The organism is Streptomyces sp. NPDC046727 (assembly GCF_040645635.1).
Lineage (GTDB): Bacteria > Actinomycetota > Actinomycetes > Streptomycetales > Streptomycetaceae > Streptomyces.
Genome location: NZ_JBEYYR010000004.1, coordinates 254096 through 279312, shown reverse-complemented (window position 1 = coordinate 279312; position 25217 = coordinate 254096). Strand labels below are relative to the sequence as shown.

Annotated in this window: 22 protein-coding genes and 1 pseudogene; 12 read left to right on the top strand and 11 right to left on the bottom strand. The window is 72.2% G+C overall.

The window, feature by feature from the left end:
• Positions 1–36: 36 nt before the first annotated feature.
• Positions 37–2100: a SpoIIE family protein phosphatase gene (locus ABZ937_RS07220; RefSeq protein WP_361686783.1), complete on the top strand. Its 2064-nt coding sequence runs from the start codon at positions 37–39 to the stop codon at positions 2098–2100.
• A gap of 49 nt (positions 2101–2149) precedes the next feature.
• Entirely contained in the window at positions 2150–3013 is an 864-nt protein-coding gene (locus ABZ937_RS07215) for a DNA-formamidopyrimidine glycosylase family protein (protein WP_361686780.1), read from the top strand.
• 9 nt (positions 3014–3022) lie between these two features.
• Here ABZ937_RS07215 and ABZ937_RS07210 read toward each other — a convergent pair whose 3' ends face one another.
• The 4 genes from ABZ937_RS07210 to ABZ937_RS07195 form a co-directional block, all read right to left on the bottom strand.
• Positions 3023–3601, bottom strand: a complete 579-nt coding sequence (locus ABZ937_RS07210) for a hypothetical protein (RefSeq protein WP_361686777.1) — start codon at positions 3599–3601, stop codon at positions 3023–3025.
• A 78-nt stretch (positions 3602–3679) separates the two neighbouring features.
• Complete coding sequence (locus tag ABZ937_RS07205) at positions 3680–4333, bottom strand: zf-HC2 domain-containing protein (protein WP_361686774.1); 654 nt, start codon at positions 4331–4333, stop codon at positions 3680–3682.
• Between the two features lie 151 nt (positions 4334–4484).
• On the bottom strand, positions 4485–5000 hold the full coding sequence (locus ABZ937_RS07200; RefSeq protein ID WP_361686771.1) for a hypothetical protein: 516 nt from the start codon (positions 4998–5000) through the stop codon (positions 4485–4487).
• A 144-nt stretch (positions 5001–5144) separates the two neighbouring features.
• The gene (locus ABZ937_RS07195; RefSeq protein ID WP_361686768.1) at positions 5145–5693 is read right to left on the bottom strand and encodes a sigma-70 family RNA polymerase sigma factor; all 549 of its coding nucleotides are present in this window, start codon (positions 5691–5693) and stop codon (positions 5145–5147) included.
• A 216-nt stretch (positions 5694–5909) separates the two neighbouring features.
• Here ABZ937_RS07195 and ABZ937_RS07190 point away from each other — a divergent pair, with 216 nt between their 5' ends.
• Positions 5910–7064, top strand: coding sequence for a CapA family protein (locus ABZ937_RS07190; RefSeq protein WP_361686765.1), 1155 nt, complete (start codon positions 5910–5912; stop codon positions 7062–7064).
• A gap of 11 nt (positions 7065–7075) precedes the next feature.
• Here the strand turns inward: ABZ937_RS07190 and ABZ937_RS07185 are convergent, their stop codons facing one another.
• Both ABZ937_RS07185 and ABZ937_RS07180 read right to left on the bottom strand, forming a co-directional pair.
• Positions 7076–8500: an amino acid permease gene (locus ABZ937_RS07185; protein ID WP_361686762.1), complete on the bottom strand. Its 1425-nt coding sequence runs from the start codon at positions 8498–8500 to the stop codon at positions 7076–7078.
• A gap of 51 nt (positions 8501–8551) precedes the next feature.
• Positions 8552–9391: pseudogene (locus ABZ937_RS07180) on the bottom strand (LysR family transcriptional regulator); the annotation flags it as partial.
• Positions 9392–9483: 92 nt separating this feature from the next.
• Between ABZ937_RS07180 and ABZ937_RS07175 the strand changes: the two are divergent.
• The gene (locus ABZ937_RS07175) at positions 9484–10728 is read left to right on the top strand and encodes an MFS transporter (protein ID WP_361686759.1); all 1245 of its coding nucleotides are present in this window, start codon (positions 9484–9486) and stop codon (positions 10726–10728) included.
• Here ABZ937_RS07175 and ABZ937_RS07170 read toward each other — a convergent pair.
• Positions 10664–11140 (bottom strand): universal stress protein, encoded by a 477-nt coding sequence (locus tag ABZ937_RS07170; protein WP_361686756.1) that lies wholly within the window; start codon positions 11138–11140, stop codon positions 10664–10666. The genes ABZ937_RS07175 and ABZ937_RS07170 overlap by 65 nt on opposite strands.
• An 88-nt stretch (positions 11141–11228) precedes the next feature.
• Between ABZ937_RS07170 and lysX the strand changes: the two genes are divergently transcribed.
• Entirely contained in the window at positions 11229–14507 is a 3279-nt protein-coding gene (gene lysX / locus ABZ937_RS07165) for a bifunctional lysylphosphatidylglycerol synthetase/lysine--tRNA ligase LysX (protein ID WP_361686753.1), read from the top strand.
• Between the two features lie 91 nt (positions 14508–14598).
• Positions 14599–15435 carry a polysaccharide deacetylase family protein gene (locus tag ABZ937_RS07160; RefSeq protein WP_361686750.1) on the top strand — a complete coding sequence of 279 codons (837 nt, stop codon included), beginning with the start codon at positions 14599–14601 and terminating at the stop codon, positions 15433–15435.
• A gap of 66 nt (positions 15436–15501) precedes the next feature.
• Here ABZ937_RS07160 and ABZ937_RS07155 read toward each other — a convergent pair whose 3' ends face one another.
• Positions 15502–16173 (bottom strand): class F sortase, encoded by a 672-nt coding sequence (locus ABZ937_RS07155; RefSeq protein WP_361686747.1) that lies wholly within the window; start codon positions 16171–16173, stop codon positions 15502–15504.
• Between the two features lie 332 nt (positions 16174–16505).
• On the opposite strand from ABZ937_RS07155, the gene ABZ937_RS07150 reads away from it, so the two are divergent.
• A complete protein-coding gene (locus tag ABZ937_RS07150) occupies positions 16506–17399 on the top strand; it encodes a hypothetical protein (RefSeq protein WP_361686744.1) in 894 nt (297 codons plus the stop codon).
• 147 nt (positions 17400–17546) lie between these two features.
• Here the strand turns inward: ABZ937_RS07150 and ABZ937_RS07145 are convergent, their stop codons facing one another.
• Both ABZ937_RS07145 and ABZ937_RS07140 read right to left on the bottom strand, forming a co-directional pair.
• The gene (locus tag ABZ937_RS07145; RefSeq protein WP_361686741.1) at positions 17547–18311 is read right to left on the bottom strand and encodes a hypothetical protein; all 765 of its coding nucleotides are present in this window, start codon (positions 18309–18311) and stop codon (positions 17547–17549) included.
• A 32-nt stretch (positions 18312–18343) separates the two neighbouring features.
• Positions 18344–18472, bottom strand: coding sequence for a hypothetical protein (locus tag ABZ937_RS07140; protein WP_361687060.1), 129 nt, complete (start codon positions 18470–18472; stop codon positions 18344–18346).
• Positions 18473–18536: 64 nt separating this feature from the next.
• Between ABZ937_RS07140 and ABZ937_RS07135 the strand changes: the two genes are divergently transcribed.
• The 4 genes from ABZ937_RS07135 to ABZ937_RS07120 all read left to right on the top strand — a co-directional run bounded on the left by ABZ937_RS07135 (position 18537) and on the right by ABZ937_RS07120 (position 23420).
• Positions 18537–18797 carry a hypothetical protein gene (locus tag ABZ937_RS07135; RefSeq protein WP_361686738.1) on the top strand — a complete coding sequence of 87 codons (261 nt, stop codon included), beginning with the start codon at positions 18537–18539 and terminating at the stop codon, positions 18795–18797.
• 430 nt (positions 18798–19227) lie between these two features.
• The gene (locus ABZ937_RS07130; RefSeq protein ID WP_361687048.1) at positions 19228–20193 is read left to right on the top strand and encodes an SCO0930 family lipoprotein; all 966 of its coding nucleotides are present in this window, start codon (positions 19228–19230) and stop codon (positions 20191–20193) included.
• A 273-nt stretch (positions 20194–20466) separates the two neighbouring features.
• On the top strand, positions 20467–21279 hold the full coding sequence (locus ABZ937_RS07125) for an SAM-dependent methyltransferase (protein WP_361686735.1): 813 nt from the start codon (positions 20467–20469) through the stop codon (positions 21277–21279).
• Entirely contained in the window at positions 21276–23420 is a 2145-nt protein-coding gene (locus ABZ937_RS07120) for an EAL domain-containing protein (protein WP_361686733.1), read from the top strand. The genes ABZ937_RS07125 and ABZ937_RS07120 overlap by 4 nt, the downstream gene beginning before the upstream one ends.
• A gap of 123 nt (positions 23421–23543) precedes the next feature.
• On the opposite strand, the gene ABZ937_RS07115 is transcribed toward ABZ937_RS07120, so the two are convergent.
• Positions 23544–24425 carry a LysR substrate-binding domain-containing protein gene (locus ABZ937_RS07115; protein ID WP_361686730.1) on the bottom strand — a complete coding sequence of 294 codons (882 nt, stop codon included), beginning with the start codon at positions 24423–24425 and terminating at the stop codon, positions 23544–23546.
• 120 nt (positions 24426–24545) lie between these two features.
• On the opposite strand from ABZ937_RS07115, the gene ABZ937_RS07110 reads away from it, so the two are divergent.
• Entirely contained in the window at positions 24546–25217 is a 672-nt protein-coding gene (locus ABZ937_RS07110; protein WP_361687045.1) for a succinate dehydrogenase, read from the top strand.

Below are 25217 nucleotides of genomic sequence, written 5' to 3'. Positions count from 1 at the left end.
TCGAAGAATCCGCCGGATCCTGGCAAGGTGGGCCCCATGGCCGATCGGGGAGCGAGCGTGTCACTCCCGGAGGACTGGCCCGCACACCCGGACCCGATCCTCGCGCTCAACCACATGGGCAGCTTCGACTGGGACCTGGACGCCGGACTGATGGACATGGACGCCCAGGCCTTCGAGGTGTTCGACCTGCTCCCCGAGGAGTTCGACGGGCGCCCGGAATCCCTGACCCTGCGGGTACCGCCGCCGGAGGCCGCCCGGCTCGACTCGGTGGTCGCCCGGGCCATCAAGGACGGCAGCGAGAACTACGGCGCCTACTTCCGCGTCCGCCGCCGCGACGGCACCCTGCGCTGGACGCACAGCCAGGGCTACATCCGGCGCGACGAGTCCGGCCGCCCGCGCCGGGTCGTCGGCATCGTCCGCGACGCCACCGAGGAGCTCGCCGACAGCACGGCCCGCAGCCTCCGGGCCGCGCAGGACGAGGCCTTCCGGCAGCAGACCAGCGTCGTCCAGGTCATCTCCGCCGCCCTCGCGCACGCCCGCAGCGTCCAGGACGTCATCGACGTCCTCAAGGACACCCACGGCATCCGCCATCTGGGCGCGGCCAGTCTGGTGATGGGCCTGGTGGAGGCGGGCCGGATCCGGCTGGTGGCCGAGGGCCCCGCGGGCAGCTTCGTGCCCGGGACCCGCGTCACCCGGATCGACGAGCCGTACCCGATGAGCGAGGTCGTGCGCACGCTCAGCCCCCGGTTCATCGAGTCCGCGGAGGAGTTCGCCGCCGGCTACCCGATCCTCTGGCCGTACATCACCGACCTGCACATCACCTCGGCCGCCTACCTCCCCCTGATCGCCCAGGCCCGCCCGATCGGCGCGATGGGCCTGCTCTACGACGACCGGCGCGGCTTCTCCGCCGAGGAGCGCGCCGTGCTGGTCGCGCTCGGCAGCAGCATCGCCCAGAGCCTGCAGCGGGCCATGCTCTACGAGCAGGAGAAGGACCTGGCGCAGGGCCTCCAGCAGGCCATGCTGCCCCGGACCATCCCCAGCGTGCGCGGCGCCGACATCGCGGTCCGCTACCGCTCGGCCGCCCTGGGCCGGGACATCGGCGGCGACTGGTACGACCTGATCCCGCTGCCCGGCGGCCGGGTCGGCGCGGTCATCGGGGACGTCCAGGGCCACGACACGCACGCGGCGGCCGTCATGGGCCAGCTGCGGATCGTGCTGCGCGCCTACGCCGCCGAAGGTCACACCCCGGCCACCGTGATGGCCCGCGCCTCGGTCTTCCTCCACGAACTCGACACCGACCGGTTCGCCACCTGCCTGTACGCCGAGGCCGACCTGTCCACCGGAGTCGTCCAGGTGGTGCGCGCCGGGCACATCGACCCCCTGATCCGGTACGGCGACGGCAGGTGCGCCCGGGTCCCCGTCGAGGGCGGGCTGCCGCTCGGCCTGTCCGCCGAGTTCGGCCGCCTGGAGTACCCCGTCGCCACCCTCGAACTCGACCCCGGCACCACCCTGCTGCTGTGCACCGACGGGCTGGTCGAGCAGCCCGGCATCGATCTGGACGACGGCATGCGCGGCCTCGTGACGGTCGTCCGCCAGGGCCCCGCCGAGGTGCGCGACCTCGCCGACCGGCTGATCCAGCTGGCCGAGGAGCGGGGCGGCGACGACGACGTGGCCCTGCTCCTGCTGCGCCGCCGTGCCCGGGAGGCCACGCGGGTCGGCGGCCGGCTCCAGCAGCATGTGGCCCCCGGCGACCCGGAGGCCCTCATCCAGGCCCGGCACATGATCCGCGCCGCGGTCCGCGGCTGGGGCGCCCGCGACCAGGCCGACGAGATCGAGCTGGTCGCGGACGAGCTGATCACCAACGCCCTCATCCACACCGAGGGCGCCGCGATCGTCACCCTGCGGGCCCTGGAGAGCACCCACCGCAGACTGCGCATCGAGGTCGAGGACTCCTCCAGCGCCCTGCCCCGGCGCCGTGACGCGGGGACGAGCGGAGTGTCCGGCCGCGGTCTGCTCCTCGTGGACCGGCTCGCCGACACCTGGGGCGTGGAGGCGCGGGGCAGCGGCAAGGCGGTGTGGTGCGAGTTCCGGCTGCCGTAGGCGGCGGCACCGGCGGGGCGTCGTCGGTACCGGATGGCACTCTGGACGTATGCCGGAACTGCCCGAGGTAGAAGCGCTGACGGACTTCCTCGCCGAGCACCTGGTCGGACTGCGGGTGGTGCGGGTGCTGCCCGTGGCGATCAGCGTCCTGAAGACGTACGACCCGCCGGTCACCACCCTGGAGGGCGCCGAGGTGACGGCCGTGCGGCGGTACGGCAAGTTCCTGGACATCGAGACCGACGGCGGGCTGCACCTGGTGACCCATCTGGCCCGCGCGGGCTGGCTCCAGTGGAGGGACCGGCTGCCGGACGGCCCGCCGAAGCCCGGCAAGGGCCCGCTGGCGCTGCGCGTGGCGCTGGAGACCGGCGAGGGCTTCGACCTGACCGAGGCCGGCACCCAGAAGCGCCTCGCCGTGTACGTCGTCCGCGACCCCCGGGAGGTGCCGGGCATCGCCCGCCTCGGCCCGGATCCGCTCGCCGACGACTTCGACGAGGACCGCTTCACCGCCCTGCTGGCGGACGAGCGGCGGCAGCTGAAGGGCGCCCTGCGCGACCAGTCGCTGATCGCGGGCGTCGGCAACGCCTACAGCGACGAGATCCTGCACGCCGCGAAGATGTCCCCGTTCAAGCTCGCCGCGACGCTCACCCCGGAGGAGACCCACCGTCTGTACGAGGCGCTGCGCGGCACGCTCACCGAGGCGGTGGAACGCTCCCGGGGCGTGGCGGCCGGCCGGCTGAAGGCGGAGAAGAAGACCGGCCTGCGCGTCCACGGCCGCACCGGCGAACCCTGCCCGGTGTGCGGCGACACCATCCGCGAGGTCTCCTTCAGCGACTCCTCGCTCCAGTACTGCCCGACCTGCCAGACGGGCGGCAGACCCCTGGCCGACCGTCGGCTGTCCCGCCTGCTGAAGTGAGCCCCGGACTCAGCGCTGACTGTTGCGGAACCCGATGACCACCGCTCCCCACCAGCACACCTGGGACACCAGTGCCGTGCCGGCGCCCCAGGCGAGCAGGCGCGGCGGGACGGACCCGGTGCGCTGTGCCCGTATCCGCCGGGTGAGCAGTCCGGCCTGCAGTCCGTTGAGGGTGAGCGCGAGGACCAGGCCGAGCTTGATCCGGGTGAGGGGGGCGCCGAGGTCGGGGTGGAGCAGGACGCCGCTGGCCACCAGCCCGGCCAGCCCGGCCCAGATCGGCGCGTGCAGCCGGCCGGCTCCGCTGAGCGCGTCCGCCAGGGAGGCCCGGCCGGTCAGCCACAGCAGGGCGTGGTAGTCGGCGGCCAGGACGGCGCCGAAGCCGAGCACCAGGGAGGCCAGGTGCACGAAGAGCGCCGCGGTGTGCAGGGTGGCGTCCACCCGGAGGTGCAGCGAGATCCAGGCACAGGCCGAGAGGCTCAGACAGACGCCCACCGCGGCGGCCGTCACCGTCCACCAGGTGTCGTACAGGCCGAGCCGTGACATGGAGGCGGCCTGCGGGGACACGGGGGGCTCGGGGTGCACGGACACGGACTGCTCCTAGAGGATTCACAGAAAAACTCAGGCAAGGCTTACCTAATGTGAATCTTGGGTCAAGTCCTGGAGGCGTTACCGTGCCTCTACCGTGACCAGCCGCTTTCCGCCGTCCGTGCGCACCTCGTACCGGTCGATCTGGTCCGGGTGCAGCGCGGCGGCGCCCATCGCGGTGGTGGGCCGGGTGCCGTCGCCGGCGCTGGTCCAGCCCGCGACGACCTGCTCCGTGCCGTCGCTGCCGACCGCGACCAGCCGGCAGGTGTGCGCCCCGGAGCCGTCCTTGACCTCCAGCCGCAGGTCGCTGCCCCACTCCGCGTCCGCGGAGGTGACCCGAGCCCACACCCCGGTGTGCGGATCGGTCGCCGTGGTGACGTGCGCGGCCGGGTCCGTATGGCCGGCGGAGGCCACGATCCCGGGGCCGGCCACGGCCAGCACCACGGAGGCGGCCAGGCCGTACAGCAGCCTGCGGCGCCGTGCCCGGTGCCGGTGCGCCAGCTCGCCGAGCAGCCGGTCCAGCAGCCGGGGACCGGGCTGTGTCATGGGGTGCACAAAGCGCGGCGTGGCCCGGCGGTACAGCATCAACTGCCGGGTCGTGGGCCCGAATTCGGTCACGTGTGCCGCGCACTGAGGGCACTCCATGAGGTGGTCCTCGAAGCGGAATGCCTCCGCCTCGTTCAGCACGCCGAGCGCGTACGCGCCGACGTCGCGATGCCGTTCCAGGGACCTCATGCCGAATCCTCGTGCCGATGGGTGCGGGTGGGGTTACTCCTTGCTCCCACCCGTACGCAGCCGACCGCCGAATCACTCAAGCCGCGCGCAGAATCGCGGACAAGAGATTCGGAGCGGCCCGGCTCGCGGATTGGTGTGAATTCCAGAAGATTCAGAAGAGGTGGATCGCGAGGTGCCCGAGCGGCAGCCCGAGCCGCCAGGCCGGTGTCCACACCTTCGGCCCGTCGTCCTCCCCGAGCACCGCCCCGCCGCCCGGCACCGCGTCCAGGTCCGGCGCGAGCAGCTCCGTCTCCTCCAGCCAGCGCCAGGCCTCGGCCGCAAGCGAAAGGTCGGGAGAGGGGGCGCCGGAGGAGGCCGCCCGCTCGGTCAGCTCGGCCATCCGGGCCCGCACCCAGTCCTGCCACGGCTGGTCGTAGGCGGTCAGCGACAGCCAGTTCTCCAGCTGGGAGATCACCCGGATGCCGGACAGCTCCCCGTCGGTGTCGGACAGGAAGACGGTCAGCGCCAGCGCGTCCCGGCCGGCCCGGAACTCGAAGGACGTCGGCGGCATCAGATCGCCGGTGCGCAGCAGCTCGTCGGCGATGTACTCGGCGTACAACCAGGCCATGGGGACGGACAATTCACCGCCGTCGGTGCCGTCCGTGCTCTCGTGCCCTCTGTGCAGCATCCCTTCCCTGCCCTTCCTCCGGTGCGTGCGCGTCGCCCGTACCCCCGGGCACCGCCCTCGCCCGGAACGCGGATGAGGACAGCCCATTGCCCGAACGGGGGCTACAGCAAGGCGCTTTACCGAGGTTTGACCCGGCTTCCGGTTTCACCGCAGGTCGGCCGTATAACCCGGAAGGACCCGGCGCAGGGCGCGCAGCGCGTAGTACGCGCGGGATTTCACGGTACCGGGTGGAATCCCCAGGGTCTGCGCCGCTTCCGCCACACTGGCCCCAAGGAAATACACGAGTATCAGCACGTCACGGTGCTCGGGCGTGAGTGTCTTCACAGCCTCCCGGACGTCGAGCATCGCCGCGGCCCGCTCGGCGTGATCGGCGGTCACCCGCGCGTTCTCGGGGACCTCGGCGCCGACCTCGGGCGGCCGGGCCTGCCGGGCCCGCTGGGCGTCGATCGCGAGCCGCCGGGCCACGGTGAGCAGCCAGGGCCGTACGGAGTCGAAGTCATCGGCGTGCAGTGCCTCGGGGTGCTGCCAGGCGCGCACCAGGGTCTCCTGGACGAGATCCTCGGCGCGCTGCCGGTCGCCGTCGCAGAGCCTGAGCAGCAGGGCGAACAGGGGGCCGCCGTGCTCGCGCTGGAGCGTGGCCAGCTCGTGCTCGGCGGTCGTCGTCCCGGGGGTGAGTGAGGTTCCGGCCGTCATGGCCGTATGGCAGCGCAGGGCGCGGCCGGGGGACAGGGCGCGGACCGGGCTGTGCGACGGACGGTCGATCGCGTCGGCGAACGGTCGGACGAGCGGTACGCCGGGGCACCGGACGGGCTAATGACGCCACCCGGGTTGTTTATTCGGTTCATCAGATTCATACCCATATGCCCGTCACGGCTTTGTGTGTATATACGACAATCCTGGGGTGAGTTGATGATCGGACGCAGACAGCAGGTGGCCCTCGTCCTGACCGCCGTCCTCGCGGCCGGGGCCGCCTGCCAGAACCAGAACCGGAAAGAGGAGTCCGGCGCACAGGGCAACCCGGCGCCGTCCGCCGGCGGCGGCTTCACCCTCATCGCCTCCGGAGACGTCCTGCCGCACACCTCCGTCATCGAACGGGCCTCCTACGACGCCGGCGGCGTCGGCCACGACTTCCGTCCCATGCTCGCCGGGGTCCAACCGGTCGTCTCCCGCGCCGACCTGGCCCTGTGTCACATGGAGACCGTCTACGGCGCCGACGGCGACTACTCCGGCTACCCCGTCTTCAAGTCCCCGCCGCAGATCGCCGACGCCCTCGTCGCGACCGGCTACGACGGCTGCTCCACCGCCTCCAACCACGCCCTGGACGACGGCGCCGCCGGCATCCGGCGCACCCTGGACGCCATGGACAAGGCCGGCCTGCGGCACGCCGGAACCGCCCGCAGCGAGGCCGAGGCCCGCTCGGTCACCCTCCTCCGGGCGGGCCAGGCCAAGATCGCCCACCTGGCGTACACCTACGGCACCAACGACATCCCGCTGCCCGCCGGACAGCCCTGGGCGGTCAACCTCATCGACGCCGACCGGATGATCGCCGACGCCCGCGCGGCCCGGCAGGGCGGTGCCGACGTCGTCGTGGTCTCCGTGCACTGGGGCACCGAATGGCAGGACGAACCCGACCGGATGCAGCTCACCCTCGCCCAGCAGCTCACCGCCTCGGCCACGAACGGCCACCCGGACATCGACCTGATCCTCGGCACCCACGCCCACATCCCGCAGGCGTACGAGAAGGTCAACGGCACCTGGGTGATCTACGGGATGGGCGACCAGATCGCCGGCCAGATGTACAACGGCGAGGGCGTCCAGGACCCGCGCGGCAACCAGTCCACCCTCGGCCGCTTCACCTTCGACCCGCCCGCCCGTCCGGGCGATCCCTGGCGGGTGAGCAAGGCCGAGTTCATCCCGCAGCTGTACGACCTCGACGCCGGGCGGGTGCTCAACCTCAACCACGCCATCGCCGAGGGCGCCGCGCTGGAGGCGGTGCGCGACCGGATCCAGAAGGTGGTCCTCAGCCGCGGCGCCGCCCAGGACGGCCTGGTCATGGGGGAGTGATCAGCGCGTGATCACTCGGCGGGCCGCCGTTCGGCCAGGACGGACCGCTTGTAGGAGTAGCCGAAGTAGATCGCACAGCCGATCGCGAACCACACCGCGAACCGCACCCAGGTCTGCCACTGCAGGAACGTGATCAGCCAGACCGAGAAGACGACACCCAGCGCGGGCACGACCGGCATCCCCGGCGTCCGGAAGGTGCGCGGCAGCTCGGGCTGCCGGTAGCGCAGCACGATCACCGCCGCGCACACCACCACGAACGCCAGCAGGATGCCGATGTTGGTCAGCTCGGCCGCCTCGGCGATCGGGATGAACCCGGCGATCACCGCGGACGCCACACCGACGATCCAGGTCACCCGGGTCGGCACGTGCCGCGTCGGGTGCGTCTTGGCGAACCACCTGGGCAACAGCCCGTCACGGGACATCGAGAACCACACCCGGGTCACGCCCAGCATGAACGTGAACATCACCGTGAGGATGCCGATGATCGCACCGACCGCGATCACGTCCGCCAGCGCGTCGAGGCCCACCGACTTGAACGCCGTGGAGAAGCCGCTCTCCTTGTCGATGTCCTTGTAGTTCTGCATGCCCGTCAGCACCAGACAGGCCGCCACGTACAGCACCATGGAGATCGCCAGCGAGTAGATGATCGCCTTCGGCATGTGCCGCTGGGCGTCCTTCGACTCCTCGGCCGCCGTCGACATCGCGTCGTAGCCGAACACCGCGAAGAACACCGTCGCGGCACCCGTGAACGCCCCGCTGACCCCGTACGGGAAGAACGGGTGGTAGTTCGCGGTGCTGATGTGGAACACACCCACCCCGATCACCAGCAGCACCACCAGCACCTTCAGGGCGACCACGAACGTCTCGAAGCGGGCCGCGCTGCGCATGCCCAGGTTCAGCAGCCAGGCGATCAGCAGGCAGAGCACGGCCGCGAACAGATCGACCCGGTGCCCGCTCCCGGTGCCGGGCGCCCCCAGCATCCACTGCGGCAGACGGGCGCCCATCGCCTCGACCAGGAAGCCGAAGTAGCCCGAGATGCCGATGGCCACCACGGCCACGATCGCGGTGTACTCCAGCAGCAGGTCCCAGCCGATGAACCAGCCGGCGAACTCCCCGAGCACCGCGTACCCGTACGTGTAGGCCGACCCCGCCTTCGGGATCATCCCCGCGAACTCGGCGTACGACAGCGCCGCGCACGCGCTCGCGACACCGGCGATCAGGAAGGACACCAGCACCGCGGGCCCGGCCGTGCCGTTCGCCACCGTGCCGGCCAGCGTGAAGATGCCGGCGCCGATGATGCCGCCCACGCCGATCGCGGTCAGCTGCCAGAGCCCCAGCGATCTGTCCAGCCGGGTGCCCTCGGTGACCTCCGTCTCCTCGATGTGCTCGATGGGTTTGCGGCGGAGAATCCCCTCACCCGCGCGGAGCCTGTTCATGCGCCTCACCTCTTCACCGGCGGCAAACGGCTGACGGCGGATCATGATGGCTCAGCGCGGTGCCTCAGGGAAGACGCCACGCACGGCCCAGGCCGGTGTCCATGTCCGGGCGGCCGGCCGGGCCGGCCGCCGGGCGGCGAGATGGGCGTGCAGCGCGGCGAGCCCCGGATGGGCGTTGGCCGCGGCCCAGACCAGGGAGTGCGGGTACACCGGCGTCGGGTCGGTGAGCGGGATGCGCCGCAGATCGTGCCCGGCGGGCCGGACGAGCCGGGTCTGCTCGCCGACGAAGGTGGCGAGCGAGGAGGAGCCGGCGATCGCGTCGAGGAGCGGCTCCGTGCCGAAGTCGGGGCCGGCCGAGTCGATGGTCAGCCCGAACTCGGCGGCGAGGGCCGCGTAGTAGGCCGCCCACTCGGTGCCGTCCACGATGCCCGGCATCCAGATCCGGTGCCCGGCCAGCCGCGCCGGCGTCACCGACCGGGCCCCGGCGAGGGGATGCCGGGGGCCGGTGACCAGCTGCACCGGCTCGTCCAGCACCCGGGCGGCCCGCAGCCCCGCGGGAAGCCGGGTGGTGACCGCGCGGAAGGTCGCGTCGATCGTGCCCGCCCGCACCGCGGCCACGGCCGTGCTCGCGTCGAAGAGCGTCACCACGTCGAGCGCCGTGCCGGGCTGCGCCTCATGGAAGGAGCGCAGCAGGGCCGCGGGCGCCAGCCGGGCCCCGAGCACGCCGCCAGCAGCTCCCGCGCGTGCGGCAGGAACGCCTGCCCGTCGATGGTCGGCTCCGCCCCCCCCCCGCGCGGTCCGGGTGAACAGCCGCGCCCCGAGGTCCTTCTCCAGGGCCGCGATCCGCTTGGACACGGCCTGCTGGGTGATGCCGAGGACGGCCGACGCCTGGCCGGTGGTCTTTCGGTTGTTTGCGCCGAGCCCCGCCCGCTGGCTTTCATGTCCGGGGTCGACAGACGGTTGTGCGGGAAACGGGGGCGGCAGTGAAGCTGGGGCGGCAGTTCGGATGGCTGTGGGCCGCGTACTCCGTCAGTGCCGTCGGCACCTGGCTGGCCTTCGACGCCTTCGCGCTGATCGCCGTCCTCGTGCTGCACGCCGGATCCGCCGAGGTGGCGCTGCTCGCCTCCACCGGACCGGCCGTCGGCGCCGTGGCCGCCGTCCCCCTCGGACCCTGGATCGAGTTCCGCCGCAAGCGGCCGGTGATGATCGCGGCCGACCTGGTGCGCTGCGCCGCGCTGCTCACCCTGCCGGCCGCCTACGCGCTCGGCATGCTCGGCTTCGGGCAGCTGCTGGCCGTCTCCGTGGTCGTCGCGGCGGCCGACATCACCTTCACCGCCGCCTCCGGCGCCCACCTCAAGGCACTCGTGCCGCCCGCCGGACTGCTCACCGCCACCAGCAGGTTCGAGTCCACCACCTGGACCGCCACCGTGCTCGGGCCCCCGCTCGGCGGCGCCGCGGTCGGCCTGCTCGGGCCGCTGACGACGGTGGCCGCCGACGCCCTCAGCTATCTGCTGTCCGCCCTCGGCATCCGGGCCATCGGCACCGACGAACCCCGCCCCGCCCGCCGCCCCGCCGCCTTCCGCGCCGGTGACCTGCTCGACGGCTGGCGGCACCTGCTCACCAGCCCCGCCCTGGGCCCGCTGTTCCTCAACGGGATGCTGGTCAACGCCCTGATCATGGCCGGCTCGCCGGTGCTCGCGGTGTTCATGCTCGGCCCGCTCGGCTTCGCGCCCTGGCAGTACGGCCTCGCCTTCGCGGTGCCCTGCCTCGGCGGCCTGCTCGGCTCCCGGCTGGCCCGCCCGCTGGCCGCCCGCCACGGCCGCCGCCGGGTGCTGCTGACGACCGGTGTGCTGCGCGCCTGCTGGCCCGTCGGGCTCGCCTTCGTCCGCCCCGGCGTCCCCGGCCTGCTGCTGGTGATGGCGGTCGAAGCCGGCCTGATCACCTGCGCGGGCATGTACAGCTCCGTCCTCGCCGCCGAGCGCCTCGAACTGACCCCGGCCGACCGGGTGGCCCGTACCCTCGCCGCCTGGTCGGTCACCGGAAAGGCGGTCACCGCCGTGGTGACCGCGCTGTGGGGCCTGCTGGCCGCCCTCACCGGCCCGCGCACCGCGCTCGCCGTGGCCGGGGTGCTGCTGCTTGCGACCCCGGTGCTGCTGTGGCGGCCTACGGTACGACGGTCACCGGCCAGCGCCCCGCCTTCACCAGCCGGATCGCGACCGAGCCGATGATCCGGTGCCCGGCCTGCTCCGACGCACCCACCACCACCGCGTCCGCCTTCAGCTCGTCCGCCGCCTTCACCAGCCCGTTGTAGGGATCGCCGCGGAAGGTGTGGAACTCCCAGCGCACCTCGAACATCCCCTTGACCCGCTCGGCGGCCTCCCGGATCTGCGCGAGCAGGTCCGCGGCGATCTCGTCGGTCGTCTCCGCCACCGGCGCCCCGAGCGCCGCACCGGCCGCGAGCACCGGCTGCACGTACACCACGGCCAGCAGCGCCCGCTGCCGCCGGGCCAGACCGCCCGCGTAGGCGGCGGCACGCATCGAGGAGTCGGAGCCGTCCACACCGACCACGATGACCTTCGGGCCGTCCGTGCCCAGCTCGAACTGGTGCGAGTGCGAGGCGTCCTCGTGCTGTTCCGTCACGGCCCGAGGCTATCGGAAGCGGCGGCTCCGTCCGGCGGGCGGCCCGCTCGACGGGCGGGCCGCCCGGCCCCTTCCTACAGTCGGAACCATGACCGGCACCGCGGAGCCCGCCGCACGGAAGGACACCACGGCTTCGATACGCCCGCCCGCCGGCGGGCGCCTCGGCTGGGTCCCGGAGGCCTTCGCCGCTCTCTTCGCCGCGCTCGGCCTGCTGTGCGCCCTGCTGGCGGTCATCGCCCCGCTGCGCCGCCCGCTCCGCCCGGTCGCCCGCGCCCTCGACCTGCTGCTGGTCCCCGTCAGCGCCAACCTCGCCTACGCCGTCTTCCTGTTCCTGCTGGCCGGCGCCACCGCCGCCCGCAAGAAGATCGCCTGGTGGCTGGTCGTCGTCTACCTCGGCCTGCTCGTCCTCACCGACGCGCTCGGCGTGGCCGTCGGCCTGTACGCCGCGTCGCTGCCGTCCCTGGTGCTGTGCGCCCTGCTGCTGCTCCTGCTGATCGTGGCCCGCGGGGAGTTCTACGCCGCCTCCCGCCGCGGGGCCGTGTGGCGGGCCCTCGCCGTGCTGCTGGCCGGGCTGGCCGTGGCGATCCTGCTCGGCTGGGGCCTGCTGCAGCTCTTCCCGGGCACGCTCCCGGCCGGCCAGCACCTGGCCTGGGCGGCCGACCGGGTGTGCGGCGGGCTGGTCTCGGCCCGCTCCTTCGACGGCCTCCCACCGCGCCAGGTCACCTTCGTGCTCGGCCTGCTCGGCGCGCTCGCCCTGCTCAACGCCGCCGCCGCCCTCTTCCGTTCGCAGCGCCTGGAAGCCGCCCTGCACGGCGACGAGGAGGCCCGCATCCGCGCCCTGCTCAAGACGTACGGCGAGCGGGACTCCCTCGGCTACTTCGCCACCCGGCGCGACAAGGCCGTCGTCTTCTCGCCCAGCGGCAAGGCGGCCGTCACCTACCGCGTCGAGGCCGGCGTGTGCCTGGCCAGCGGCGACCCCGTCGGCGACCCCGAGGCCTGGCCGCACGCCGTCGACACATGGCTGGACATGGCCCGCCGGTACGCCTGGGCACCCGCCGTGATGGGCGCCTCCGAGGCCGGCGCCCGCGCCTACGCCCGCGCCGGCCTCGGCGCCCTCCAGCTCGGCGACGAGGCCATCGTGCATGTGGCCTCCTTCGACCTGGGCGGCCGGGACATGCGCGTCACCCGGCAGGCCGTCAACCGGGTCCGCCGCACCGGGGCCGTCTGCCGGATCCGCCGGCACGCCGCCCTCACCGAACGGGAGATGGAGGAGATCGTCGACAAGGCCGACGCCTGGCGGGACACCGAGACCGAGCGCGGCTTCTCCATGGCCCTGGACCGGCTCGGCGACCCCGCCGACGGCGACTGCCTCCTCGTGGAGGCCCTCGGCGACGACGGCCGGCTGCTCGCGCTGCTCTCCTTCGTGCCCTGGGGCGGCGACGGCATCTCCCTGGACCTGATGCGCCGTGACCGGGCCGCCCCCAACGGCGTGATGGAGTTCATGGCCGCCGAACTGTGCGCCGCCGCGCCCAAGCTGGGCGTGCGCCGGATCTCCCTCAACTTCGCCGTCTTCCGCTCCGTCTTCGAGGAGGGCGCCCGCATCGGCGCGGGGCCGGTCCTCCGGCTCTGGCGCCGGCTGCTGCTGTTCTTCTCCCGCTGGTGGCAGCTGGAGGCCCTGTACCGCTCCAACGCCAAGTACCACCCCGAGTGGTACCCGCGCTTCATCTGCTACGGCGACGCCGCCTCCCTCGCCCGCATCGGCCTCGCCTCCGGCATCGCCGAAGGCTTCGTCTCCGTACCGTCGTTGCGCAAACTCTGGGGAAAGGGGCACCCGAGGACCGGACAGCGGCCCGCCGCCACGGCGGGCCCGCCGTCCGTGCCGGTGCCCGGCCTCGGCGGAGGGGAGGAGGCCGGGCCGGCCGCCCCGGACGCGGGCCTGCCCGACCAGGTCCGCGTCCGCTACCGCACCCTCGACCGGCTGCGCGCCACCGGCACCGACCCCTACCCCGTGGGCGTCCCCGCGCCCACCCATGCGCTCGCCGACATCCCGCCCGGCGAGCACGTCACGGTGGCCGGACGCGTCATGCTGGTCCGCGACTTCGGCGGCATCGTCTTCGCCGTGCTGCGCGACTGGTCCGGCGACCACCAGATCGCCCTCACCCGAGACGGCTCCGGCCCGGCACTCGACCGGTTCACCGCCGACACGGACATCGGCGACCACATCACCGTCACCGGCCACGCCCGGCCGAGCGACCGGGGCGAACCCACCGTCTTCGTCACCTCCTGGCAGCTCACCGGCAAATGCCTGCACCCCCTGCCCGACAAGCGCCGCGGCCTCACCGACCCCGAGGCCAAGGTCCGCCGCCGCCACCTGGACCTGATCACCGGCCCCGACGCCCGCGCCGTCGTCCGCGCCCGCTCCACCGCCGTACAGGCCCTGCGCCAGGGCCTGCTGGACCGCGGCTACCTGGAGGTCGAGACCCCGATGCTCCAGCAGATCCACGGCGGCGCCAACGCCCGCCCCTTCACCACCCACATCAACGCCTACGACCTCGACCTCTACCTGCGCATCGCCCCCGAGCTGTATCTGAAGCGGCTGTGCGTCGGCGGCCTGGAGAAGGTCTTCGAGCTGGGCCGCACCTTCCGCAACGAGGGCGTCTCCTACAAGCACAACCCCGAGTTCACGATGCTGGAGGCCTACCAGGCGCACGCCGACTACGACGTCATGCTCGACCTCGCCCGCGAGCTGATCCAGGGCGCCGCCACCGCCGTCTTCGGCTCCCCGGTGGCCCGCAAGGACGCGGTGGAGTACGACATCTCCGGGACCTGGCCGGTGAAGACCGTGTACGGGGCGCTCTCCGAGGTGCTCGGGGAGGAGATCGGCCCCGGCACCGAACTGCTGCGGCTGCACCGGCTGTGCGACCGCACCGGAGTGCCGTACATCGCCGACGACGGGCCCGGTGACGTCGTGCTGGAGATGTACGAGCGGCTGGTCGAGCACCGGACCGGACCGCCGACCTTCTACAAGGACTTCCCGACCGACGTCTCCCCGCTGACCCGGCAGCACCGCACCGACCCGCGGCTCGCCGAACGCTGGGACCTCGTCGCCTTCGGCACCGAACTCGGCACCGCCTACTCGGAGCTGACCGACCCCGTCGAACAGCGCCGCCGGCTCACCGAGCAGTCGCTGCTGGCCGCCGGCGGCGACCCGGAGGCCATGGAACTGGACGAGGACTTCCTCCAGGCCCTCGCCTACGCCATGCCCCCGACCGGCGGCCTCGGCCTCGGCGTCGACCGGATCGTCATGTTCCTCACCGGCCTGACGATCCGCGAGACGCTCCCGTTCCCGCTCGTGCGCCGCCGCTGAGAGATCCCGTCACTCCGCTGTCCGGGTGCATTCCCGCCGCCGCACGGTGCCGTTGTGGTGCGCCGGAGCCTGCCGGGGCGACTGATGAGTCATGCAGAAGGATCAGTTGTTCACGCGGCGCCGGATGCTCCTCTCCGGTGCCGCCGCCCTGGGAGCCGCGGGCACCGCCGGCGCCGTCCTTGCGGAGGTCGGCGAGGAGACCCCCCGAACCGCCGCGGCACCCGCCGCAGGCCCGCAGGCCCGCCAGGCTCTCAAGCCCTCCTCCTTCCGGCTCCAGCCGCTCACCGGATACGGGCCGCCGCGCGCCGCGCCCCGCAAGCTCAAGGTGCGCGAGGAGCCCATCCTGCAGATCTCCGGACGCGGCCGGCGGATGGTGCTGACCTTCGACGACGGCCCCCACCCGGACTACACCCCGCACATCCTGGACACCCTCGCCAGGTACGACGTCCGGGCGATGTTCTTCGTGTGCGGGGAGTGCGTCGCCGACAACAGGGAACTGCTGGCCCGCATGGCCGACGCGGGTCATGTCGTCGGCAACCACACCTGGACGCACCCGCTGCTGACGACCCTGCGCCGCAAGGAGATCCGCTCCGAGATGGAGCGCACCAGCGATGTCATCCAGGACGCCTACGGCGAGCGCCCCCAGTGGTTCCGCGCCCCCTACGGCGCCTGGAACCGCGCCACGTTCCAGCTGGGCGCCGAGATGGGCATGGAGCCGCTGGCCTGGACCGTGGACACCACCGACTGGATGGAGCCCGGCACCCGCACCATCATCGACCAGGTGGAGAACGGAGCCGCCCCCGGCGTCGTGGTGCTCTCCCACGACGCCGGGGGCGACCGCTCGCAGACCGTCCGCGCGATCCGGGAATGGCTCCCGTATCTGCTCGACTCCGGATATCACCTCACCGTGCCGCGCCGCCGAGTGTGACGATTCCCGCCCGTTCCCGCGCGTTCCCGGCCGTTCCCCGTCCTTCGCCCGCCGGGCCACGGAGGTTCACATGACCCCGACCAGGCGGGCGAAGACGACGACATTCCCTTCGTAGCCGTTCTGCTTCGAGAAACCGCCGCCGCAGGTGATGACCCGGAGTTCCGGTGTGCCCTTCGAGCCGTACACCCGGTCGCCGGGGAAATTGTTCTTCTCGAAGACCTCGATGCCGTAGATCTCGAACACCGCGGTCTTTCCGTCCTGGCGCGAGACCTCGACCTGGTTTCCCTTCTTCAGCGCGCCGAGGCCGTAGAACACGGCGGGGCCCTGCTTGTTGTCGACATGGCCGACGACGACCGCGGTGCCCTTCTCGCCAGGGGAGACGGCGCCGGTGAACCAGCCGGCCAGGTTGGGGTTGTCCGGTGGCGGCGCGGCGACCCAGCCGTCCGTGTCCAGGCCGACCGGCACGACGGGCGCGTCCACCTGGATCGCGGGGATCCGGACCCGGGCCACGGGGGAGAACGGCAGCGAGGCGGGCGCGGGCGCGAAGCTGCCCAGGGTGGCGCGGGCGTCCGGGGCCGCGGCCGAGGCGGGCTGCGGCGGGCCGACGTCGAACTCCCCCGAACCGTTCCGGATGAGCGCCAGACCGGTCAGCAGAACGAGCGCTATCACGCCCCACGGCGCGCGCTTCCTCCGCCGCTCCTCCTCCTCGGCAAGCTCGGCCAGCTTGGACGCAGACATTCGCCTTCCCCTTTCGACGCGGTCGTCGCCACGTCCATCGCGCATGGGAAAACGCTAAATCCCGCGCGCGCGAAGGGCGACGGGGTGATCGGCGAACGGGTGGCCCGACGACCGTTCGGTGCGCCATCCGAGTTGCCGTTCCCAGGAATTTTCTGACGGTCCGTGACCTGCGGCAATATCCGATTGTGTGGTTTTCTGTCGGCGTGTCGGATCACCAGGACGGACCATTCTCGACATGCGGGCGTGTTCCGCGAGTCTGAGGGTCGTTCCGGGAGGTGTTTCCTCGCCGATCCACCGGGGACGGGACCCGGTGACCTCCCGCGGAGGATCACATGCGCAACCAACGTGCCCTGGCGGCGGCCTGCACCACGGTCGCCGTGCTCGGGCTCGCCGCCCCCGTGGCCGTCGCGGACGGCATGGGCAATGGGGGCGGTCCGAGCAACACCGACACCACAGTCATCGTCCCCGGTACCGGCAACATCGGCACCTTCAGCGGGAACGGTGTCTTCCCCGGCAACGGCAACTTCAACGGCAATGGCAACTTCAACGGCAACGGCAATGGCAACTTCAACGGCAACGGCCGCTTCCCCGGCAACGGGAACGGCAACTTCAACGGGAACGGGAACGGCCGTGGGGGCGACGGCTTCAACAACGGCCGTGGGGGCGAGGGCAACGGGAACGGCCGCGGCGGTGAAGGCTTCGGGAACGGCCGTGGGGGCGAGGGCAACGGTCGTGGGGGCGAGGGCAACGGCCGTGGGGGCGAAGGAAACCGAGGCAACGACTTCGGTCGCGGGGACGACTTCGGAGGCGAGGGCCGTGGGGACCACTTCGGCAACAGCCGCGACATCTTCGTCACGCCCGACGTCGTCTCCGCCGGAGGCCGCCTCACCGTCATCGTCAACGGCTGCCGAAGCGGCACGGCGAGTTCCGACGCCTTCGGCACCATCCCGCTGGAGCCGTTCCGTGACGACACCGCCCGGGGTGTCGCCATCGTCGACCGCGACGCCCGCCGCGGCCGGTACGACGTCACCGTCCGCTGCGACGGCCGCACCCTGACCCGCCGGGACGCCTTCACCGTGCTCGGCGGCGTCAACGGCGGTATCGGCGGCAGCAGGACCGGCGGCGCCACGCCCACCGACATGGTCATCGGCGGCAGCCTGGTGGCCGCGGCCGTGATCGGGGGAGGTGTCTTCTGGCTGCGTCGCCGGAACGAGAAGCGTGTCTGAACCCCTGGGCCCGCCACCGAGTCCGCCGGATCCGTCCTCGCGACCGGGCACCGCACGACGACGACAGGCCCTCGCCCCGGTCCCGTGCGGAAGCGGAGGCGAAGGCCTGCCATGGCCGCCGGCCCGGAGGGGCAGGCGGTCGGGGAACTATCCGGTGACGCCCGGGAACAGACTGAGGAACGGCTCCGCGTTCACCGCGATGCCCCGGCTGAACGGCGCGTCGAAGTCCCAGATGAGGAACAGCATGAAGGCGATGGTCGCGGAGAACAGACCGGCCAGGAGCAGTTCCCGTCTGGTGCGCCGGATCTGCAGCGCGAACACCATCCCGATGGTGACCAGCCCGCCGGTGATCAGCCCCCACCACACGACCGGCGGCATGGTCGGCCCGGTGGAGTCGGCACGCGCGTTGCGCGCCTGGTCGGCGGCGGCCAGCTGGTCCAGGAGCGGCTGGTAGGCCTGCGCCTCGAAATCGTTCTTCGGCCGGTAGTCGGTGACGTCCGCCCGGACCTTCCCCAGCAGCTCGGTGCCACGGTCCGTGACCTGCTCGTCGTCCGCCATCCTCCGCCACTCGGTGTGGACGACGTAACCGACGTAGGTGTCCACGTCGTCCCGGATACGGTCACGGACGTCCGGCGGGTACACCCGGACCCGCTCGGAGATCTCGTGCAGCGCCTGGGCCTCGGCCTGCACATGGTCCTGGGCGGAGTTGCGGGCCTCCCACACGCCCGCGATGGCCAGACCCAGGACGATGGCGTAGATGACGCCGATCCACATCGTCATGTACTCGATGACGTCCGGGGTCTCGCTGGGATCCTCGTCCTCGGACGCAGTCCGGTGCCGCACCAGGGTGATGACGACCACCACGGCACAGGCCCCCAGCATCGCGAGGACGAGAACAAGCCAATCCGACAAGTGATGCCTCCAGAGGCGAGGGAGCCGGCGCGTCAGCGCGGGCGCAGCGCCGCGACGGCGACGATCGCGGGAACGGTGATGAGCAGGACATAGGTGACGGGCGAGGTGTGACCGCGCGCGGGGTGACGGACGGCATGGGGGTGGTACGCCGGGTAGCTCACCGGGGTCACGGAGGGCCGCGGGAGACGCCTGGGCGTCGGCTTCGGGGTGGGTGCCGGCTTCGGCGTGGGCGCCGGCCGGGGCGCCGGGGGTGCCGGGGGCGCCGGAGCGGGCCGGGTGGGCGGCTCCGGCGCCGGTTTCGGGGTGGGCTCGGGTGGCGGCTTCGGCGTCGGCCTGGGCGTCGGCTTCGGCGCCGGACGCTTCGTGGGCGTCGGCTTGGGCTCGGGCGGCGGCTTCGGCGGCGGAGTCGGCGTCGGCGTGGGCGGACACGGCGGCGGGGTCGGAGTCGGGCAGGGCGGGGGCGGCCAGTGGTGGCCGCCGGCGTAGGCCACCGCCGCCGTGCCGTCCGGGCCCGTCGAGGCGTACGCGCAGGCGTCGGCCGACGCGGTACCGGCCGGGCAGCCCACCAGGGCCCAGGTCAGCGTCAACAGGGCCAACACCCGTGCGGTGGGCGCGCGTCGGGTCACTTCGGGTCCATGCACGACGGAGAGCATGAGGTGCGGAGCGCGGCTGTACGCCGTAGTGCGACGAGATTGCTCCGAAAGAGGGAGATGGTGCGATCAATGGTTTGACGAGCGGAAGAGCCTGAATACGCGTCATACGTCCCCAGGTGCGCACCGCCGGCCCCGGGCGCGTCGCAGGATCCGGAAAGAATTTCCGGCCGCCGTTGAACACAGTGGCCCCCGCCGTGCGTACCCATGGCCGTGCGGCGGCACAGCAGGCGCTGCAAAATCCAGGCGATAATGGGGAGTTGACGATGAATACCTCCTGGCGGACCGCCTCACTGGTGGCCACAGCCGCTTCGGTGCTGGCGCTCACGACGGCGTGCGGTCAGGACAACGCCGCCACTCCCGCTTCGGCGGCCCAGAACGTCGGGGCCACCGCGGCGGCCGGCGACTACGGCAACCCGGGCAGCGCGGCCACGACCGGCGCGGGCAACGGCTACGGCGCCGACGGCAGCAAGAGTTCCGCCTCCCCGGCCCCGGTCACCCCCGCGGGCAAGCTCACCGTGGCCACCAACCCCGACCTGGGCAATGTGCTCACCGACGGCTCCGGGCTCACCCTCTACCGGTTCGACAAGGACACCGCCAACCCGCCCAAGTCCAACTGCGACGGCGACTGCGCCACCACCTGGCCGCCGGTCCCCGCCGACGACGCCACCGCGGGCGCCGGCATCGACAAGGCGCTGCTCGGCGAGGTCACCCGCGGCGACGGCTCCAAGCAGCTCACCATCGGCGGCTGGCCCGCCTACCGCTATGCCAAGGACGTCAACGCCGGTGACGTCAACGGCCAAGGTGTGGGCGGCAAGTGGTTCGCGCTCGCCCCCGACGGCAAGAAGGCCAAGCTGTCCGACCTGCCCGGTCTGTCCGTCCGCAAGGACCCCAAGCTGGGCGACATCGTCGTCGACAAGAACGGCCGGACGGTCTACCGCTTCATGAAGGACGAGGCCTGGCCGAAGCCGGTCTCCAACTGCACCGGGGCCTGCCTGGAGAAGTGGCCGGCCGTCGGCCCGGTGAACGCCGACGACACGGAGGGCGTGAAGAAGAAGGGCCTGATGTCCTTCTCGCGCCCCGACGGCGTCAAGCAGATGACGGTCAACTGCTGGCCGATCTACACCTTCTCCGGGGACAAGGCCCCGGGCGACACCAACGGTCAGGGCGTGGGCGGCACATGGTACGCCGTCTCGCCCGACGGCAAGCCGGTCGGCGCGCCGGGCAACTAGATCACCTCCCCAGGGTCGATCGCCCCGCCCGACCCGGCGCGCGACCGCAGATCCGCCCCCTCCGCACCGCACGGAGGGGGCGGATCGTTGTGTCCGGAGAAAGCACGGGATGCCGTACAGCTGTCACACAGCGGGGTCATACGGGCACTTGCCGCAGGCAGTGACCGGGAACGGATGGTCAATTTCCGGTTCGGGTCGCTCCTTTGGCGGGCGATCAGTAGCCTCAGCTCGAACACCGGATCGCCTACACCTGTCCACGTCTTGGAGACATACATGGAGCGTCCCGCCTGGGCCCCACGGAGCATCGACATCTCGGTGCCGAGCGTCTCGCGGATCTACGACTACTACCTGGGCGGTTCGCACAACTTCGAGGTCGACCGGGAAGCGGCCCGCAAGGCCATGGAGTTCATGCCGGGCCTGCCGAAGATCATGCAGGCCAACCGGGCGTTCATGCGCCGGGCCGTGCGGTTCGCGGCCGGGGAGGGCATCACCCAGTTCCTCGACATCGGCTCCGGCATCCCGACGTTCGGCAATGTCCACGAGGTGGCCCAGGCGGCCGTACCGGGCGCCCGCGTGGTCTACGTCGACCACGACCCGGTGGCCGTCGCCCACAGCGAGGCGGTACTGGCGGGCAACGACGGCGCGGACGTGGTCGCGGCCGACCTCCGCAAGCCCCACGAGATCCTCGCCAGCCCCCGACTGCAGGCGCTGATCGACCTGAATCGGCCAGTGGCGCTCCTGCTCGTTGCCATACTGCACTTCGTGGAAGACGCGGACGACCCGTACGGTGCGGTGGCCGAGCTGCGCGAGGCGCTCGCGCCCGGCAGCCTGCTGATCCTCACCCATGCCTCGTACGAGGGAATACCGCTGCCCGCCGAGCGGGCCGAGGGCGCGGTGGACGTATACAAGGACATTCGCAACCCGCTGATCATGCGCTCGCGCGACGAGATCGCGCGGTTCTTCGAGGGGTACGACATGGTGGAACCCGGACTGGTGCAGATGCCGCACTGGCGCCCGGACTCGGCGCCGGAGGACGAGGACCCCTATGCCTTCTCCGGGTTCGCCGGCGTGGGGCGTACGGCGTGATCGCGGAGCCGGACGGGCCGGAGGGCAGACTGCGCCGGCTGACGACGATCTGGAGCCGGGCGGTCTTCCCGGTGACCTCGACGTCGCTGACCCGCGCCGAGTTCGAGGAACAACTGCTTCCGCTCGCACGCCGGTTGAGCGAGCTGCTGTGCGCCCGCAGCTTCGACGCGGATGCGGCGAAGGCCGTCGGCGCCGCCCTGGTCGGGGCGCACTGCACCGACCCCGAGGCGCTCACCCGCACCCTGGACTGCGTCGACGCCTACCTGGTCCTGTACTGCGGCCAGGACCGCCCCCAGGACGAACTGCGCATGCGCTCCTCCCGGTTGCAGCACGCCATGGCCGCCGGCTACGCCCAGGCGCTGCGCGAGCGCACCCTCGCCGAGCAGGAGGCCATCGCCCAGGCCGCGTTGCGGGCCCAGGGCGTGGTGGCCCAGGCGCTGCACGCGAGCGAGGCCCGCTTCCGCGCGGTCTTCGAGGGCGCCGCGATAGGGATCGGCATCGCCGACCTCGACGGAAACGTCCTCCAGGTCAACGAGGCGCTGCTGCGCATGTTCGGCCTCTCCGAACAGACCCTGCGCGGCCGGCGCGTCCAGGACTGGGTGCACCCCGAGGACGCCCCGCAGACCTGGCGGCTCTACGACGAACTCGTGCGCGGCGAACGCGAGCACTACCACATGGAGAAGGCCTTCAACCGCCCCGACGGCACGGTCCTGTGGACCAACCTGACGGTCTCCCTGCTGCGGGACGCCGACGGATCGCCGCAGTACCAGCTCGCGCTCATGGAGGACACCACCGAGCGCCGGCTGCTCAACCTCCGGCTGCGCTACGAGGCCACCCACGACGCCCTCACCGGCCTGCCCAACCGCTCCCTGTTCTTCGAACGCCTGGAGAAGGCCCTGAACGCGGGCGAGGGCCAGCGCTTCGGCCTGTGCTACCTGGACCTGGACGGCTTCAAGACCGTCAACGACAGCCTCGGCCACGCGGCCGGCGACCGGCTGCTGGTGGAGGTCGCCGACCGGCTGCAGTCCTGCGCGACCGCGCCCGGCGAGATGGTCGCCCGGCTCGGCGGCGACGAGTTCGTGGCCCTGACCACCGGCCCCGGCACCGAGCGCAAGGTGGACGAACTCGCCGAGCGGATCATGAGCGCGCTCGTGACCCCCATCAGCATCGACGGCCGCGACCTGCTGGTCCGCGGCAGCCTCGGCATCGTCGAGGGCCCCGCGGGCGAACGCACCGCGGCGGAGGTGCTGCGCAGCGCCGACATCACGATGTACCGGGCCAAGTCGGCCGGCGGCAACCGCTCCGAACTCGCCGACCCGGAGGCCGACGCCCGCGCGATCACCCGGCACGGCCTGACCACGGCCCTGCCCACCGCCCTGGAACGCGGTGAGTTCTTCATCGAGTACCAGCCCCTGGTGCACCTCGGTGACGGCAGCGTGCGCGGCGCCGAGGCGCTGGTGCGCTGGCTGCATCCGCAGCACGGCGTCCTCGGCCCCGACCGCTTCATCCCGCTCGCCGAGCACACGGGCCTGATCGTCCCGCTGGGCCGCTGGGTCCTGGAGGAGTCCATCCGCCAGGCCCGCGCCTGGCGGGAACACCACGGCGAGCAGGCCGGCGCCGGCCCGCTGCGCATCAACGTCAACCTCTCGCCCTGCCAGCTCAGCCATCCCGGGCTGGTCCAGGACACGGTCGAGATCCTCGAACGCGCGGGCGTCGCCCCGGACGCCCTGTGCCTGGAGGTCACCGAGTCCGCGCTCATCGGCGCCGACGACGACCTGCTCAAGCCGCTGCGCCGGCTCGCCGACATGGGCGTCGACATCGCCCTGGACGACTTCGGCACCGGCTACTCCAACCTCGCCAACCTGCGCCGCCTCCCGGTGAGCATCCTCAAGCTCGACCGCTCCTTCACCCAGGGCATGCAGCAGTTCCCCGCCGACCCCGTCGACCTGAAGATCGTCGAGGGCATCGTCTCCCTGGCGCACAGCCTCGACCTGGCGGTCACGGTCGAGGGCGTGGAGACCGGCGCCCAGGCCGAGCAGCTGCGCATACTGGGCTGCGACACGGCCCAGGGCTGGTACTACGCGCGGCCTGGCCCACCGGAGCGGCTGCACGAGCTGGCTCTGGTGGACGCCACCGGCTGAAGCGCCCCGAAGGGGCGCGGGCTGTATGGGATATGCGGCTCCGCCGCGCGGGCGCGAGCAACCACACACCACCCGCGCCCCGAAGCGGCGAGCACCCGGCGGGCGCGACCGATCACACCCCCCTCACCGCTCCAACAGCATCCGCTGAAGCTCCCGCGCGGCCCGAGGCGGAGCCACATCACTGCGATGCGCCAGCGCAATGGTCCGGTGCAACCCCGGCCGGGCGAGCGGAGTGACCCTCAGCCCCCGCCCCGCCCGGGCGGCCACCATCCGCGGAACCACGGCAAGACCGAGCCCGGCCCGCACGAACCCCAGCACCGCGTCCATCTCACCCCCCTCCACAGCGAAATCCGGCTCGAACCCGGCGGAGCGACACGCGGCGACGGTCAGCTCCCGCAGGTCGTACCCGTGCCGGAACATCACCAGCCGTTCCCCCTCCAGATCGGAGATCTCGACCCGTCCGCCCCGGCCGGGCTCGGGCGCCTCCGGTGAGGACACCACCACCAGGTCCTCCCGCAGCAGCTCCACCGTCGTCAGCGCGGGCGCCGGCGTCGGCAGGGGCAGCACGACCAGCGCGAGGTCCAGCGCTCCCCGCGCCAGTTCCCGGACCAGGTCGTGCGAGCCGCCCTCCTCGATCAACAGGCGGATCCCCGGATACCGGTCGTGGAAGGCACGCAGCACATCCGGCAGCAGTCCCGTGCACAGACTCGGCGTCGCCCCCAGCCGCACCCGCCCCCGCCGCAGCTGCACCAGCTCCTGCACCTCGTGCCGGGCGGTGTCCGCGTCCGCGAGGATCCGCCGGGCCAGCGGCAGCAGCGCCTCGCCGGCGTCGGTCAGCGTGATGTTGCCCCGGGCGCGCAGGAAGAGATCCGCGCCCAGCTCCCGCTCCAGCGCCTTGATCTGCTGCGACAGCGACGGCTGGGCGACATGGACCAGCTCGGCGGCCCGGGTGAAGTGCCGGGTCTCGGCGACGGCGACGAAATACTGAAGCTGCTGGAACTGCATGGTGTCACGATAGCTTTGGCCTATGGAATCCAGCCGTACCATGTCTTGGACCGATTGGCCCGTTCGGCCCTAGCGTCTTGTGCCATGGCTCTGGCAACGCGGACGGACCGACGGCCGTCCATGGCGCGCACGATGTGGGACTCCTCCGTCGGCAAGAAGACGGTGATGGCCGTCAGCGGCGTGATCATGCTGCTGTACCTGGTCGCCCACGTCATCGGCAACCTGAAGATCTTCTTCGGCGCGGGGGAGTTCAACCACTACGGGCACTGGTTGCGTACCGTCGGCGAACCCTTCATGCACTACGAGTGGACGCTCTGGCTCATCCGGATCGTTCTCGTCGTCGCCGTGGTCGCCCACGCCACGTCCGCCTACCAGCTCAGCCGCCGCGACATCAAGGCACGGCCCAGCAAGTACGTGCACAAGAAGCCCAGAGCGAGCTACGCCACCCGCACCATGCGCTGGGGCGGCGTGATCCTCGGCCTGTTCATCGTCTGGCACGTCCTCGACCTGACCACCGGCACCGTGCACCCCGGCGGCTTCCAGGAGGGCCACCCGTACCAGAACGTGGTGGACACGTTCTCCACCTGGTACGGCAACGTCATCTACATCGTCGCGATGCTCGCGCTCGGCCTGCACATCCGCCACGGCTTCTGGAGCGCCGCCCAGACCCTCGGCGTCGGCAGCCGCACCCGCGACCGCGCCCTGAAGACCATCGCGAACGTCCTCGCGCTGCTGCTCACGGCCGGCTTCATCGCCGTACCCGTGGGCGTCATGACCGGAGTGGTGAGCTGA